This is a genomic window from Rhodococcus cerastii, from assembly GCF_033042195.1.
Taxonomy (GTDB): Bacteria; Actinomycetota; Actinomycetes; order Mycobacteriales; family Mycobacteriaceae; genus Rhodococcoides.
This window is the reverse complement of record NZ_JAWLKF010000028.1, coordinates 1-14,317: the sequence shown is the minus strand read 5'-3', so window position 1 is coordinate 14,317 and position 14,317 is coordinate 1. Positions and strand designations below refer to the sequence as shown.

Genomic DNA, 14,317 nt, shown 5'->3' with positions numbered 1-14,317 from the left:
CACAACACGGGTACGACACGCCCGAGCTGCGGCTACGCCGCCTCACCGAATGTCCACCACCCCACGGGACTTACCCCCCCGGATCATCGATGACAGGGGCGAGAAGTCATACCGGGTCTGGCTACCGTAGCCCTCGGTTTCAAGTATCAGCTAGAAGATAACGGGCCTGGCCCGATAGCGCACACGACGCGGCCGTCGAGCCGAAAACGGTGACCGCGAACATCGAAGGCTTCCGTCGGCGGCTGAATTGTTGTCGGCGCGGGGCAGAGATCAGGGTCTGTTGCCGAGCAACGACACGGCATCGATGCAGCGTCCACCGAGAGGCGTTCGACTGTTCCGTCCGGCAACTCTTCGGTCGTTCGGTGCCTCCGCACGCCTGCGGCGATCCGGCACGAGAGGCTGCAGCACAGTGCGATGCACCGTCTACCGCGCGCCGTCGAACGACGATGGGCATCATCTCGTGATGGCGGACAGCGAGCGTGAAGCAGACTCCAGGGACTCCACCAGGATCAGCTCGAGTGCAGGCAGTTCGGCAGCCGACACGGCCACCGCAGCTGCGCGTGTTCGCACATCGAGACCGCGTTGTGTTCCGGCGCGGGCAGTTTCGGTCCAGGCCTGGGCGCAGTGATCGGCGGCCACCGCGAGGTCTGCGGTAGCGGGATCACCGGTCAGACGTGCAATCTCGGTACAGCCGTCGGCGAGAAGCCGACGAAAGAGCCCGCCTCCGGTTCCGGCCTTTTCGATGAAGATACCGAGACTGAACAGCAGCGTCTCGAGGTCATCGGGCGGAAGGTCGACCCAGCTCTTGACGTCGGTTGCCAGCTGGTCGACCGCGGCCAAACCGTCGGCACCGGCTGCTGGTATGTGGTCGGCTATTCCCGGTGTCGATGGGGCGTGCATGCTGGCGGCGGATCGGGCGAAGGCCGCGGCCGCGGCAGTCGACACGGGCGGCAGTGTCTGCGGCCACGTGATTCGGTACGTGCAGTGACGTGTCGGTTGCGGGAACGAGGTGGAAGATCGCGCCCGAGCCAGCGCGTCGAGCGGGATCTTCTGCACGTCGGCCCGATCGTTGTCGACGACCGAGGCAGTCCCCCCGATCTCGTCGTAGCCGATCACCACGATGTCGTGGCGACTCATCTGCAGTTTCACCCGTAAGTAGGGCAGCTCAGCGATATCGGCCCAGACCAGACTGGGTCTTCCCGCATCGATGTCGTCGCGAACCCATGACCATCCCTCACCGGGATCGTCGGTCGTGAGAACCTCGACTTGTCCGCCGAGCCTGCGCGGTAAGTCGATCTCGAAGTCGGCACCGCGGCCGACCAGGTACATCGGTGGGACCAGGTCGTCCGATCGCAGGTAGGACAAACCGAGATCACCACCCAGTGCGAACACCAACCCCTCGTCGGGTGGTCCGTCCCATCCCAGACCGTGCCACTGGAGAAGGTCTCGCATTGCACCTGACCCGCAGTGCCCTCCCATCCGGTGGGGATAGTTCTCGATCAGAGTCGTGGGGGTCACTGTGGCTGCCTTTCGGGTGGTTGGTCGAGCGCGCGTGTCGGCATGCTCAGCTGTTCTGGATTCTGTCGAGATACGTTCGGCGAGCAGTCATGTCGACGTCCGCGAGGAACACCGAATCTGTGTTCAGGGCCGCACCCAGTCCGGTCGCCAGCCGCCGGGGGACGAATTTCACCGCCGCGACCATTGCGCCTGCGAGACGGGTGACGCGGACGAAGGGGCGTGGATTCTCGATCAGATCTGCTGTCGCGCGGGCGATTTCCTCCGGCTCGGCGTTGCGTAATCCCTTTGCGCCGGCGGTTCCGGCGACGAGTTCGGTGTTGGTGAACGTCGGGCGGACTGTGGACAGTCGAACCCCTGACTTGCGGTACTCCAGTCGTGCGGCCTCTGTGAATCCGATGACTGCGAACTTGGTAGCGCAGTAGGTCGCCAAACCAGGTACCGCGAGCTCGCCGGCCAATGACGCAGTGTTGATGATGTGTCCGGTGCGGCGCGGCAGCATGCGCTGAAGAGCCAGTTTGGTCCCGAAGATGACACCCAGGACGTTGATCTCGACTTGACGCCGGGTTACTGCATCGTCCTCTTCGTGGGCGTGGCCGGTAGGCATGATGCCCGCGTTGTTGATCAGGATGTCGAGGGGTCCGAGTTCACGTTCGACCAGGTCCAGAAACGTTGTGAACGAGTCAGGTTCGGTGACGTCGAGTCGGGTGACGACCTTCACCCCGAGTTCGGCGGCGGCCTCCTTCGCACGTGCCTCGTCGATGTCGCCGATGGCGACCCGGTGGCCTCGTCGAATCAACTCCTTCGCTGTCTGATAGCCGATGCCGCGAGCTCCACCTGTGATCGCCACGGTCCTGGCGGGGGTGTGAGGTGCGTTGTTCATCATGCTGCGCTCCTTGCATAGATAAGAGACATCGGTAGACGCCGTTCGGGCCGCTCTCGCGGTAGCGGCTGCGCACACAGGAGAGGGATATGGGTATCGCGCGGCGTCTCGTGCCCGGGGAGGCGTTCGGATCGGTCGTTCATCGGCCGCAACCCCAGCGGCAGAACGGGTCTCGTCTGTTCGGTGCAACTTCCGGTGCCCGGCCTCAACACGGCCGCGCCGACGAGACAGTCATGTGGCACAGCTCTGCCAGCAGGTGTCGGCTCACCCGATTCGAAGGTGTCCGAGGCGGTCCGAGTGTTCACGATCGCGATTGTTCGCGGAGAGAGCTCCGACCGATCGGCAGTCGGCCGCGATACGGGGTTCGGCGCGTATGTTCTCACCGCTTGTGTTCATCGAGACTCCCGCGGCGAGTTTCGATCCCCGGGAGTTTCGCCCGGCCGGGTGCGGCCGGTGAAAACATCATCGAGTGGGTGAGCGCCCGTGAAGATCGTGGGGCCGTAGGCGTGCCGAAGCACCGTCAAGATCGCGTTCAAGGGTAGGTCATCGAAGACTCCTCGCTCGCGGACATACTCCATGTGCTGAGCTCCGTCTGCGGTGAAGGCATGCATGAGAGCATCGCGATCGCCGTCGAATTCCACTGGCGGCACGCCGAAACGAGCGCACAACTCGACATTGAATGCCGGCGTGGCCTTCAACCACCGGCCCTCGATGTAGAGGCGACTGTAGCCGTGGTAGACGAACAGATCGGTGCCGCCCATCAGCGCGCGCAACGTCTCGGTCTGCAGGTGATTTCGGACGTCGGCGAAACCGAGCAGTGCCGGGATACCCGCCGCCCGGCACACTGCGGTCAACAGCACCGCCTTCGGGACGCAGTAAGCGCGCCCGGTCTCGAGGACGAAGCTCGCTCGATAGTGGGCAGGATCGTCCGACACGGTGTACGGGTCGTACCAGATCCGGTCGCGGACGGCGGCGAAGAGGCGTCTGGCCTTGTCACGGTCGCTGCTCGCATCCCCGATTGCCGCGGCGGTGAACGCCCGCACGGATTCGTGCTCGATGTCGAGGAAGTCCGTTGCTCCCAGATACGCGTGCGGTGGCTGCGTCGTATGTGCCCCGGGCGGGCGGTCTGTCATGGTCATCGCCGATGTTCCCTTCTCTGAGCAAACCGGTTGCTGTTGTGTGCACAACGACCGAAGGATCGGTCAGTTGCGCGCGAGTCCGCCGAGCATCAGGTCTTCGCGTTGGACGGAGAGTCGCTGGGCGATCACCCGTTTGCTGTACATGAACTCGCGCGGGCGACCTATGCAGTCGGCGGCAATGAGCTCACCGGCCTGGAGATAGAAGCAACTGAAATCACTGTCACGGGTGGGATCACCACTGAGAACCACTTCGTCGTATCCAGTGTTGAGGCCGGCGATCTGCAGCTTGAAGTGATACTGATCTGACCAGAACCACGGCAACGCTTCGATTTTTCTGGACTTCCCGCAGGCGGTCGAGGCAGCGACTTTGGCCTGCTCTCCTGCGCTCGAGACGGACTCCAACCGTAGTCGACGGCCGTAACGGGCCATGTCGTGGCTCGCGCAGTCCCCCGCCGCCATGATGTCGGGGTCGTTGGTCCGAGTGTGATCGTCGATCACGATGCCGTTGTCGATGACAAGACCCGCGTCGGCGGCGAGGTCGGTGTTCGGCTCGACGCCGACACCGACGATGACCAGATCTGCGAGGATCGATTCCCCGCTGGCCAAACTGACTTCACGAACCTCACGGTCACCGGACAGGCCTTCGACCATCGCGTTCGTTCTGATGTCGACTCCCTGCTCGCGATGTATCCGCTCGAAGAACGTCGAAACCTCGGGAGCAGTGACCCGCTCGAGCACACGCCCAGTTGCCTCGAGAACTGTGACCTGCACGCCCAGTGCGCGCAGCGATGCCGCTGTCTCGAGTCCGATGTAGCCGCCTCCGACGATCACCACCCGCCGGCCAGGGCCGGTGGCCATACGGATCCTCTCGACGTCCGCTGCGGTACGTAGGTAGTAGACCCCGTGGAGATCGGCCCCGGGAACGGTGAGCCGACGAGGGCGGGCTCCCGTGCACAGCGCGAGCTTGTCGTAAGCCAGCTTCTCCCCGGTGTCGAGAACGACGTTGCCTTCCGACCGAACGATGGCCTCCACCTGCGCGTTCAGGAGCTGAATACCTTGCTTGGAGTAGAAGTCCGTGCTGCGAATGGCGATATCGTCGAGTACGCATTTGCCCGCCAGGTATGCCTTCGACAGCGGGGGGCGTTGATAGGGAGTGGCAGACTCGTTACCGATGAGGACGATCTCGCCTGTCCAACCTTCTTGGCGCAAACTAGCTGCCAGTTGTGCCCCAGCATGGCTTGCGCCGACGATGATCGCCCGTTGCGATGTCATGCGCTGGAAGTAGGCGTCAGGCGCACCATCATCTTGCTGATGCCCCGCACGAAATTCGACTGAACATACTCGGGGTCGCCGACGACCTCGATGTTCTCGAAGCGGGGAAGCAACTCCTCCCACAGAATCCGCAGCTGCATTTCGGCCAGCCGATTGCCCATACACCGGTGTACACCGAATCCGAACGCGATGTGATTGCGCGCATTGGCACGATCGATGATGAAATCATCAGGATTCTCGAAAACGCGTTCGTCGCGGTTACCCGAGGCATACCACATCACCAATTTGTCACCCTTGCGGATGAATTGTCCGTTCAGAACGGTGTCGGCTTTGGCAATTCGGCGCATGTACGCCAAGGGTGTTTGCCATCGGATGATTTCCGAGTTCATGTTGGGGATCAAATCGGGATTGGCCTTCAATTTCTCGAACTGGTCGGGGAATTGGTTCAACGCAAGAACGCCACCGCTCATCGAGTTACGCGTCGTGTCGTTCCCACCGACGATCAGCAGGACGAGGTTGCCCAGAAATTCCATCGGACGATCGATCAGATCCTTGGTGTCCTCGTTGCTCTGCAACATGGTGATCAGATCGAAACCGGACTCTTCCCCTGCAGACCTCCTGGCTGCTTTGTCATGCCAGAGAGCGCTGAGGCCACGGGCCATGTCACGCATGCCCTCGAACACCTCGTCGTTGTCCGAGGGCCCACCGTTGGCTTGCTCCATCGAGGTTGCCAAATCGGACCAGTAGACGAGTTTGCGGCGTTGTTCGTAGGGGAAATCCAGAAGAGTTGCGAGCATCCGAGCTGTCAACTCGATCGAGACATTCTGCACCCAGTCGAACGGCTCGTTCAAGGGGAGGTCGTCCAATACCTCCCGTACCCGCGATCGGATCAGTCCCTCCATCTCCCGGAGGTTCTTCGGTGCGACAACCCCCTGGACGGCAGCGCGCTGCTTGTCGTGGCGTGGCGGGTCCATCGCGATGAACATCTCGATATCGAGAAACCGGGGCGGGACGCCGATGACGATGAACGGTTCGGCCGAGAACACAGCGTGGTTCTTGTCGACGGCCACGATATCGGCATGGCGCGTGACCGACCAGAACGGGCCGAACGGACTGTTGGGTTGGTAATGAACCGGTGCCTCGTTCCGCACGCGCTCGAAGTACGACTGCCACCGCCCTTGTCTGTAGAGAAAGGGGTTACTGAGGTCGATGTCGGCGAGCTCGACATCCTCGACCGGTGGGATGGGACTTTCGACGAAGATCTTCTTGCCATTCGTGCCAGTCACCCACCGTCGGGTCTTGTCGTACAGATGAGCGCCCTGGATCTGCAGCCCTATAGGGATGGTCGACTGGACCTTGTCGGTGATCGACTCAGAAACTTTCATGCTGTCGTGCCTGCCTTTCACACATCACAATTGGAATTCAGGTGTTCGAACGATCAGGCCATCCCACGCTTTTGAGGCCACCATCTGGCACGACAACCGAGACGTGGGTTCACGCTCGGGGTTCATAGCCAGCATCTCCTCCTCGTTGGCACCGGACAGACCCACCTCTCCTGACCACTGCGGGTCGACGATCACATGGCAGGTGCCACAGGCCGTTTCGCCCCCACAGTCTCCATCGATCCCCGGCACAGCATTGTCGGTTGCAATCTGCATCAACGATCGACCTTCGACCAAGCCCGCCTCGTGCTTCCCACCATCGTGGGCGACGAAAGTTACAACTGCCATGTCAACTCCTCAATTTTCTTCGCGATTGATAACAGTGTCGCCGCAAACGTGAATGGCGGCCATGTTCCGTAGAGTCAAAAACTTGTGAATTCGGGTCAGACGGTTCGCCCCAGAGATCCGACCTGAGTCCACTCCAGATGTGGAGTGCGACAACTCTGCGCTCCGCACGAAGGCATCGAGCGGCTGGGCTCCTGTTTCGAAATGCGCGCTCACCAAGTACTTCTTTCACCGCGAAGCCGTCTCACCGGCGACCAGATGGCCATTTCGGATCTCGACGATAGGCAATCTCAGCCCACCCGGAGCGTCCACCGGAACAACGGGCGAGTTGGGGGCGATGGGATCGAGCCGCTGATACGGAAGCCCCTGTGCCGGACGAAGATCGAGCTCGCCCTTGTTCGGCCACAATGCGGCGGACCGCTCGGCCTGCGCGCTGATGGTCAGCGACGGATTGACCCCGAGGTTCGCCGACACAGCCGCCCCGTCCACCACGCTCAGCGTCGGGTATCCGTGGACGCGGTGGTACGGATCGATGACGCCGTGCGCCGAATCCGAGGCAATGGCGCACCCCCCGAGGAAGTGCGCGGTGAGCGGGATGTTGAACAGCTCTCCCCAGGTGCCTCCAGCGACGCCGCCGATCTTCTTGGCGATGCGCCGGGTGGCGTCGTTGCCCTCGGGGATCCACGTCGGATTCGGCTCGCCGTGGCCCTGCCTGCTGGAAATCTTGCGGCCGAACGGCCCACGCTTGGTGAATGTGGTGATCGAGTTGTCGAGGTTCTGCATCACCAGCGCGATGATGGTGCGCTCGCTCCAGTGCCGGACATTGACGACGCGAACGAACTGAACCGGGTGTGCGATCAACGCGAACACGAACTTGAGCCAACGCGGGATCTTTCCGCCGCCGTCGGTCATCAGGGTCTGCAGCATTCCCATCGCGTTCGAGCCCTTGCCGTAGCGGCACGGTTCGATGTGCGTGTTGGGGCTGGGGTGGAACGAGGACGTGATGGCCACTCCGCGCGTGAGGTCCATGTTCGGATCGACCGCAAGCTTGGCCGCTCCGACGATCGACTCGGAGTTGGTGCGAGTCAGTTCGCCGAGTGTGTCCGACAGCTTGGGCAGCGCGCCCGTGTCTTTCATCTTGTGCAGCAAATTCTGGGTGCCCCAGGTGCCCGCGGCCAACACGACATTGGCTGCGCTGTACGTCTTCTTGCCCTTGCGGAGCCGAGCGCCGGTGCGCTCGGTGTCGACGTCCCAGGTGCCGTCGGATCGCGGAACGAGACCGGTCACGGTCGTCATCGGCACGATCTCGGCTCCCGCGCGCTCGGCCAGGCCGAGGTAGTTCTTCAGCAGGGTGTTCTTGGCTCCGTGGCGGCAACCGGTCATGCACTCACCGCATTCGATGCATCCGGTGCGCTCGGGACCTGCACCGCCGAAGTACGGGTCCGGGACGGTCTTGCCGGGCTCGTCTCCGAAGAACACTCCCACCGGCGTCTGAATGAAGGTGTCGGCGACGCCCATGTCCTCGGCCACCGACTTCATGACCTCGTCGGCCGGGGTCATGTGTGGGTTGCGCACCACGCCCAGCATGCGGGTGGCCTGGTCGTAGAACGGAGAGAGCTCACTGCTCCAGTCGGTGATGTGCGCCCACTGCTTGTCCTCGAAGAACGGTGCCTGCGGCTTGTAGAGAGTATTGGCGTAATTCAGGGATCCACCGCCCACTCCGGCACCGGCGAGGATGAGGCAATCGCGCAGCAGGTGCACACGCTGGATTCCGTACAGACCCAGCTTCGGTGCCCACAGGAAACGCTTGAGATCCCAGCTGTTCTTCGCGAAGTCCTTGTCCTCGAAGCGTTGCCCGGCCTCGAGGATCCCGACGCGGTACCCCTTCTCCACCAGCCGCAGCGCGGTGACACTTCCGCCGAAGCCCGAACCGACGATCAAGACGTCGTAATCGATTGAACTGCTCGGTGGCGTCGCCATGGCGTCTCCTTCTGGTTCTTCAAACCGGATAACTGCTCCTCGCCCCAGGGGCCGGGACCCAGCGCGAGAGTGCGCCCCCTCGACGGTGAGACCAAAGCCGACCGCCTGCCTACCCGGGCACACTACTATACAGACGATGACTTTTTGTCCAATTAATTGACAGATGCAGCCTGCGTGTACAGATACTAGTGGTGCAGCTCATTAACCACAAGCCGCTGACGCTTCCGTCACCGGCGAGCCGAACCGAAAGGAGCCGGTGCGTCAGAAGCCAGCAAGGAGGGCTCTGACGAGAAGCCGAGGTGCACAGGCGGCGGGGCAAGCCCCGAGATCGACAAGGTAGATCCGCAGCGATCGTCACCGAAATGGCGCGCCGCTCCAGAATTGAACTACCAGGATAGGTATGACACTAAAATGATATCGACTCATTTGATGGAAACACTTGTGGACGAGATGGAGGACAGAAAGGCAGAGTTGACGGAGAATATCTCTTCATTCATAAGTGCATCAATCCATGAAATGAACGGCAATGCAGACGCAACCGGACTTCTACACACCAGCGTGAAAGCCAACATCAATGCGGCTATCGACTTCCTGGCCGACAGGACTGAGCACGACAACTTGCGAGCTCCGCATGCCGCCCTGTGCCATGCTCGCGTTCTCGCACACACGCATGTCCCGCTGACGGCGCTCGCGCGCGCTTATCACCTGGGCCAATCGAGATTTCTTGAGCATGTCCTGTTCTCGCTCTCGCGTGCTACGCACACGTTGGCCGCGAATCAACTTGCGCATCTGGTCAGCAGGTCTGCCGTCTTCATAGACCGCGTGTGTCAGGACGCATGTTCAGAATACGAAGCGGAGAAATCGAAGATACGTGAAGAAAATAGTTCTGTAAACACGGAACTCGAACGCGCAATGTCGACATCATGCACAGATTCTTTGGGCGCATACAAAATCGATTCATATTACAATCTCACAGGAAACCATATTGCCATTGAGTTTTGGACGAATGACCGGGAACCATTCCCGAGAAAGTCCTGGCACCAGCTCGTAGATACCGTTGGCGTCAGACTCGGTACGATCGGTCGACCGCAAGTCAACAGTAAAGGCGATGCCCGATCCCTGGTTTGGTTTCCGATAATTCACGCCGGAAGGATTTGCCTTGAAAGCGTTACAGACGTTCTTCAGAAGTACGGCCGAATTCGAGCAGCAATTGGAACCGTGCAGAGTGGTGAAAATGGTTTTCGGAAGACAGCCAGGCAGGCAGAGCGCGCGGCCCGCGTAGTTTCGGACGGCAAGGTCGACATCAGTCCGGTGGTAACTTTCGAGGAAGTTGCAGCCATCACTCTTCTGCTCGAAGATCCGGAAATCCTAAGGGATCTAGCGGAAGACTCACTCGGAGGCTTGCTTCTGGACAGTGCGCGGAACCGCAGGCTCCGCGAGACCTTACGAGTCTACCTAGCAAACAACTGTAGCGTTACCGCGACCGCTCACGATATGACGATCCATCGAAACACGGTCAAATACCGCATCCGACAAGCAGCGAAAGAGTGCGGTTGCAAGCTGGACGATGCCGGCATCCTCATGAACCTCAGGATTGCGCTGGATGCCGCGTGGTGGACACCCAGCACAGTACTCAAGTTACCCATACCGCTCGGCTCAGCAGACGCACGGTTGACGGTTTGAGCAGGGTGGCTGCGACCCGGCTCAAACCTTCCAGGTTTCCAGCGTCACGTTCGTCAGACTCCATTGCCATGCTGATTCACGATTGTTGCTATCAGAATATCGAATGCCGCATTCGGTGAAAGCGACTTGATTCGGTCATTCATATCCATTTCTTTGCCCTCGATTCCTTCACCTGTCGCAATGTTCGCCGCATTTGATTCGACAGATCCTTCGGACGTCTCCAAGATTCGACCGGCCCACACTCCGACTGGCGAAGGATCAGTAGCAAGATACTGCTCGCAGTCGGTCAGTATATGACATTTCATGCAAGAGTCTGCTGCAGTTTTATGACGCGCAGCTCGCTGAGCAACCGTCTCGTAGGGTGGATCGGATTCGTAGTCCCACAGTTCGGGCTCCCCCTGGCAGGGTGTGACCAGCACCCGACCACGAACTGCGAGACGGTCCAATGCTCGATTCAAGGTTGATTCCTTTAAGTACGGGAGCGAACTCGATACGACCTAGTTGTACGATAGCTATTCCTCATGTGTCAAAGAGGGAAGGATGATTTGTGCATAAAGAACAAGGACTCCTTGCGACTTTGGCCAACTTGGACATATCACAGAACGGTGCCGATCCAGTACGATCGACACCACGACGACGGCCCCTTCAGGCCTCCATGGCTGCAGTGGAAATCGAGGTATCGTGCTGGATTTTGCATTCTTCACATTGACACCGCTCCTACTGTTCATGTTGGCACCCTCGTGGAATCCGTTGACCTACCACGGTGCGCGAGTCGGATCGAACGCCGAAATATTCGCGACGTGAAAATCAGCCAGATGTAGGTCGAGCTACGCAGACGAGGGGTGTGCGTAGCCGACCTCTGCAATGGAGAGCTTTTCTGACGCCACACGCCGGCAGTTGTGCCGAATTGCATGCTCTGCGTTCGCTGCACGCCGCTCGGGAAACCTACCGAAAGAACAGATGAGTTCTTCGTAGGTGTTCGGCTCACCGCTGCGCCTGGTTCGTTCGCCCGCAGATAACGCCAATGGTCGCATCGCTGGCAGCATCGACGCGCTGGCGACAGCGACATCATCTCCCACCACCAATGTCCGAACGCGCCTAGACTTCTATTCATGAGTTCCGTCCACACTGCGCGCCCTGATGGTGGCTACCGGACAGCGGCAAGCACTCTCCTTCGTGCGACCGCGTTAGACGCATTGAGCGCTCTCCTGCTGCGGCAGAGCTGGAAGTCCGTGACCATGTCCGAGGTCGCGAAGGAAGCCGGTTTGTCTCGACAGACCATCTATAACGAGTTCGGGTCCCGGCGCGGTGTGGCGGAGAGCTACGCGATACGACTGACCGATCAGCTGGTCAGTGTGGTGGACGATGGCCTCTACACTTGCGTTGGTGATATCAGATTGGCGCTCGGCCGAGGCTTGGCTGCGTTTTTCGCCGTCTCCGAACGTGACCCATTGGTCAGATCGCTACGAGAAGAAGACGCATCCGCAGACCTCCTGCGGCTCATTACTGTTCACAGCACCCAGCTTGTCGAGCGAGCCGCAGATCACCTCTCTGCCACATTTCAGCGATGCTGGGTGCAAGCCCCGAAACGCCAAGCCGATATCCTGAGCACGTCCATCGTTCAGATGGCCTTGGCGTATGTCTCACGGCCCCCGACTGACGCAGCCCAGACCGCCACCGATATCGCAGACCTACTCGCTCCGTACATCGAGGGGTTCCAAGATTTTCAAGCCAATCCAGAGTTGAGCAAGACGACTCGATTCGGTCGACCGTAGCGACAGCGGTGTAGCGCCGCTAGCGTCGGTGTCACGCAATATTCCCATTCTCAAGACAAACGAACTTCCGGACAAGAATCCGTCCAGCTTGCCACCACCTCAGTTCCTGGCGTGATCGACGAAAGTGTCGTCGCAAACGTGGGTGACGGCTATGTTCGGTGGAGTCATAAACTTGTGAATTCGGGTCAAAGGAATCACCGTGAAGCTGAGCGACGAGGGCGTGCCACCGCTTGCGTTCGTGCAACTGCTCGAACGCCGCGCACTCGACCCTGACGCCGCCGCGCGCCTTCGTGCAATCATGCACCGCGAAGGAACCAGTGAAGCGACGCTCATTCAGCATGACGTCCAGGCACCGATACGGTGGTTTCGGGAGGTCTATCCCGAACTCGATATCGCCCACGCCACTCGACTCGGACTTGCGTTTGCCGAGCAGGCCCAGTTGACATCGTTCGGGCCCCTGAGTTCACCTTTGATCAGCGCTGGTTCGGTCGCCGAGATCGTCGATCTCCTGACATACCTGCCATTGATCTCCACGGCGTTGAAATCGCAGTTCCACACTGGCGACTACGGTCTGATCGTCGGGCTCACTGCGCACACAGGCGATTCCGCACTGGACTGCTTGGTCATCACCTACGGCGGGTCGGCGTTATTACGACTGCTGGACATGCTCGCCGGTGACATATCGCCGGTGACACTCCATCTGAGCTGGCCGGAGCCGACCGAGGTGAGCCACGACAAAGGTCCGGGGGCGAATCGCCGGTTCTTCGACGCTCCGATTTCCTTCGTCCACGTACCCGAGGACACACTAAACAAGGCTTGTCGGTTCTCGGACCCTCTCGCATATCGACTCGCTATCACTGATCTGCAGCGGACACTCGCCCAGCGGAGTGGGTCCATGTCATCCGCCGAGAAGGTGAGGCAACTGTTGGAAAAGGACCTCGGACAGCGAACCAACCATGATGTTGCACAAGCATTGTCGATGTCGAGCAGCACGTTGAAACGGCGGCTTGCCGAAGAAGGAACCACCTACAGCAAGGTCCGCCACACGCTGCTGTACGAACGCGCGATGCTACGGCTCCTCGATCGCTCGGTTTCGGTCAGCGAGATCGCTTCCGAACTCGGATACAGCGACCTCGCCAACTTCTCTCATGCCTTCAAACGCTGGACCGGGCGCTCTCCGAAAGATTTCCGAAACCCACGACTCTCGGACGACCCGGATTCGACGTAGACCACAGACGGGGTCAGATCGATGCCTCGTTCGTTCGCGGCCTGGTCGATCTTCATCTCGGAGATGTCGGAGACGTCACCGCCTCCCTGCCGTGAGAAGAAGAGTGTGTGCAAACCCGAGTACCAACCACTTGTCACTCGACGGTGTCGGCCGGCACGCGTGCGGTCTCCGATTCGAGAAAGTCGACGAGAGCTTCCAACAGGCTGTCCGCGCGGGTTTCGACATCGGCGAGGACGGAGTCCACTTCGTCGAGAAGACCGTGGGCGTGTCTACGCGCAAGCGTTCCGCGTTCGTAGTAGCCGGGGTCGAGTAGGACCCGCGGTACTGGATCCGGTGCCGCGATCTGCTCCGGATGTTGTGACCGCGCAGTGGGCTGCAGGTGGGTGGGTGCCCGTCCGTCCAGGTGCATTCGCACGATGCCCGCTACCGCACGGGCGGTCAGCGGGGTCGCAGCCAACGGGGTGTGGCCCCACCGGTCGATAGGAGTCGACAGCGGCTGTCGATCGGCCGGATCGAAATACCGGTCGTATCCGCCGAGCCCGGTACCGTCCACGGCATCGAGAGCGTCGGCGAGCATTCGGGTGCTCGCATACCGGGTCTGATGGCCGAGCACCTCACACCAGCGCTGGAACACCGTGCGCGGAGAAATGCCCGTCCCCGCCAGCGCGAGGGAGGTGAGGGTACGAACGCCGCGGCCTGTCTCGACGCGAAAGGCGTCGAGACCCGCATCGGCGGTGACATCGCATGCCCGCAGGGCCGCGATCTGCGTGTACGGCATCCGCAGGTGCCCCAAATCCTCAATGGACGACTCGGCGGGTTCTTCGCCACTTCCTGTCTATGCGGTCATCGCCTCACCATTCCTCGATGTCGCTGAAGACCGGCGTGGCGGTGCCGCCGTCCGCTCGAGGCTCCACCGGCGGGTGGATCGCCGGGATCGGTGCACACGCGGCGGCACCGGTGAGATGCATGCGGCGGGCACGGTTGCGCCGGGCTTTGCGGGTGGCTTTCTGCGAGCGGTCGGTGACCTCGCGCATCTGCTGTCGGCGGCCATGAAAAACTGACCACAGGCGGCCATGAATATGCCCACTGACGGCCGATAAGAACTGACCACTCGC

12 protein-coding genes and 1 pseudogene are annotated in these 14,317 nt (G+C 60.8%); 3 read left to right on the top strand and 10 right to left on the bottom strand.

Going from position 1 to position 14,317, the window contains the following annotated elements; translation table 11 throughout:
• Positions 1–453: 453 nt before the first annotated feature.
• The 7 genes from R3P93_RS24390 to R3P93_RS24360 form a co-directional block, all read right to left on the bottom strand.
• Complete coding sequence (locus R3P93_RS24390) at positions 454–1,518, bottom strand: BtrH N-terminal domain-containing protein (RefSeq protein WP_317534357.1); 1,065 nt, start codon at positions 1,516–1,518, stop codon at positions 454–456.
• A gap of 46 nt (positions 1,519–1,564) precedes the next feature.
• Positions 1,565–2,401, bottom strand: a complete 837-nt coding sequence (locus tag R3P93_RS24385) for an SDR family oxidoreductase (protein WP_317534356.1) — start codon at positions 2,399–2,401, stop codon at positions 1,565–1,567.
• A gap of 389 nt (positions 2,402–2,790) precedes the next feature.
• Positions 2,791–3,531 carry a transglutaminase-like domain-containing protein gene (locus tag R3P93_RS24380; RefSeq protein ID WP_054186661.1) on the bottom strand — a complete coding sequence of 247 codons (741 nt, stop codon included), beginning with the start codon at positions 3,529–3,531 and terminating at the stop codon, positions 2,791–2,793.
• 69 nt (positions 3,532–3,600) lie between these two features.
• On the bottom strand, positions 3,601–4,809 hold the full coding sequence (locus R3P93_RS24375; RefSeq protein ID WP_068046072.1) for an NAD(P)/FAD-dependent oxidoreductase: 1,209 nt from the start codon (positions 4,807–4,809) through the stop codon (positions 3,601–3,603).
• Complete coding sequence (locus R3P93_RS24370; RefSeq protein ID WP_027498265.1) at positions 4,806–6,194, bottom strand: cytochrome P450; 1,389 nt, start codon at positions 6,192–6,194, stop codon at positions 4,806–4,808. Before R3P93_RS24370 ends, R3P93_RS24375 begins: the two co-directional genes overlap by 4 nt.
• A gap of 24 nt (positions 6,195–6,218) precedes the next feature.
• On the bottom strand, positions 6,219–6,539 hold the full coding sequence (locus R3P93_RS24365; protein WP_068046075.1) for a 2Fe-2S iron-sulfur cluster-binding protein: 321 nt from the start codon (positions 6,537–6,539) through the stop codon (positions 6,219–6,221).
• A 225-nt stretch (positions 6,540–6,764) separates the two neighbouring features.
• Complete coding sequence (locus tag R3P93_RS24360; protein WP_068046078.1) at positions 6,765–8,516, bottom strand: FAD-dependent oxidoreductase; 1,752 nt, start codon at positions 8,514–8,516, stop codon at positions 6,765–6,767.
• Positions 8,517–8,945: 429 nt separating this feature from the next.
• On the opposite strand from R3P93_RS24360, the gene R3P93_RS24355 reads away from it, so the two are divergent.
• Positions 8,946–10,199, top strand: a complete 1,254-nt coding sequence (locus tag R3P93_RS24355) for a PucR family transcriptional regulator (protein WP_183130532.1) — start codon at positions 8,946–8,948, stop codon at positions 10,197–10,199.
• 53 nt (positions 10,200–10,252) lie between these two features.
• Here the strand turns inward: R3P93_RS24355 and R3P93_RS24350 are convergent, their stop codons facing one another.
• A complete protein-coding gene (locus R3P93_RS24350; RefSeq protein WP_147458399.1) occupies positions 10,253–10,657 on the bottom strand; it encodes a hypothetical protein in 405 nt (134 codons plus the stop codon).
• A gap of 654 nt (positions 10,658–11,311) precedes the next feature.
• On the opposite strand from R3P93_RS24350, the gene R3P93_RS24345 reads away from it, so the two are divergent.
• Complete coding sequence (locus tag R3P93_RS24345; RefSeq protein ID WP_045840684.1) at positions 11,312–11,974, top strand: TetR family transcriptional regulator; 663 nt, start codon at positions 11,312–11,314, stop codon at positions 11,972–11,974.
• A gap of 199 nt (positions 11,975–12,173) precedes the next feature.
• On the top strand, positions 12,174–13,202 hold the full coding sequence (locus R3P93_RS24340; protein ID WP_068046087.1) for a helix-turn-helix domain-containing protein: 1,029 nt from the start codon (positions 12,174–12,176) through the stop codon (positions 13,200–13,202).
• A gap of 133 nt (positions 13,203–13,335) precedes the next feature.
• Here R3P93_RS24340 and R3P93_RS24335 read toward each other — a convergent pair whose 3' ends face one another.
• Entirely contained in the window at positions 13,336–13,980 is a 645-nt protein-coding gene (locus R3P93_RS24335) for a hypothetical protein (protein ID WP_068046090.1), read from the bottom strand.
• 73 nt (positions 13,981–14,053) lie between these two features.
• A pseudogene (locus R3P93_RS24330) lies at positions 14,054–14,317 on the bottom strand (hypothetical protein); the annotation flags it as partial.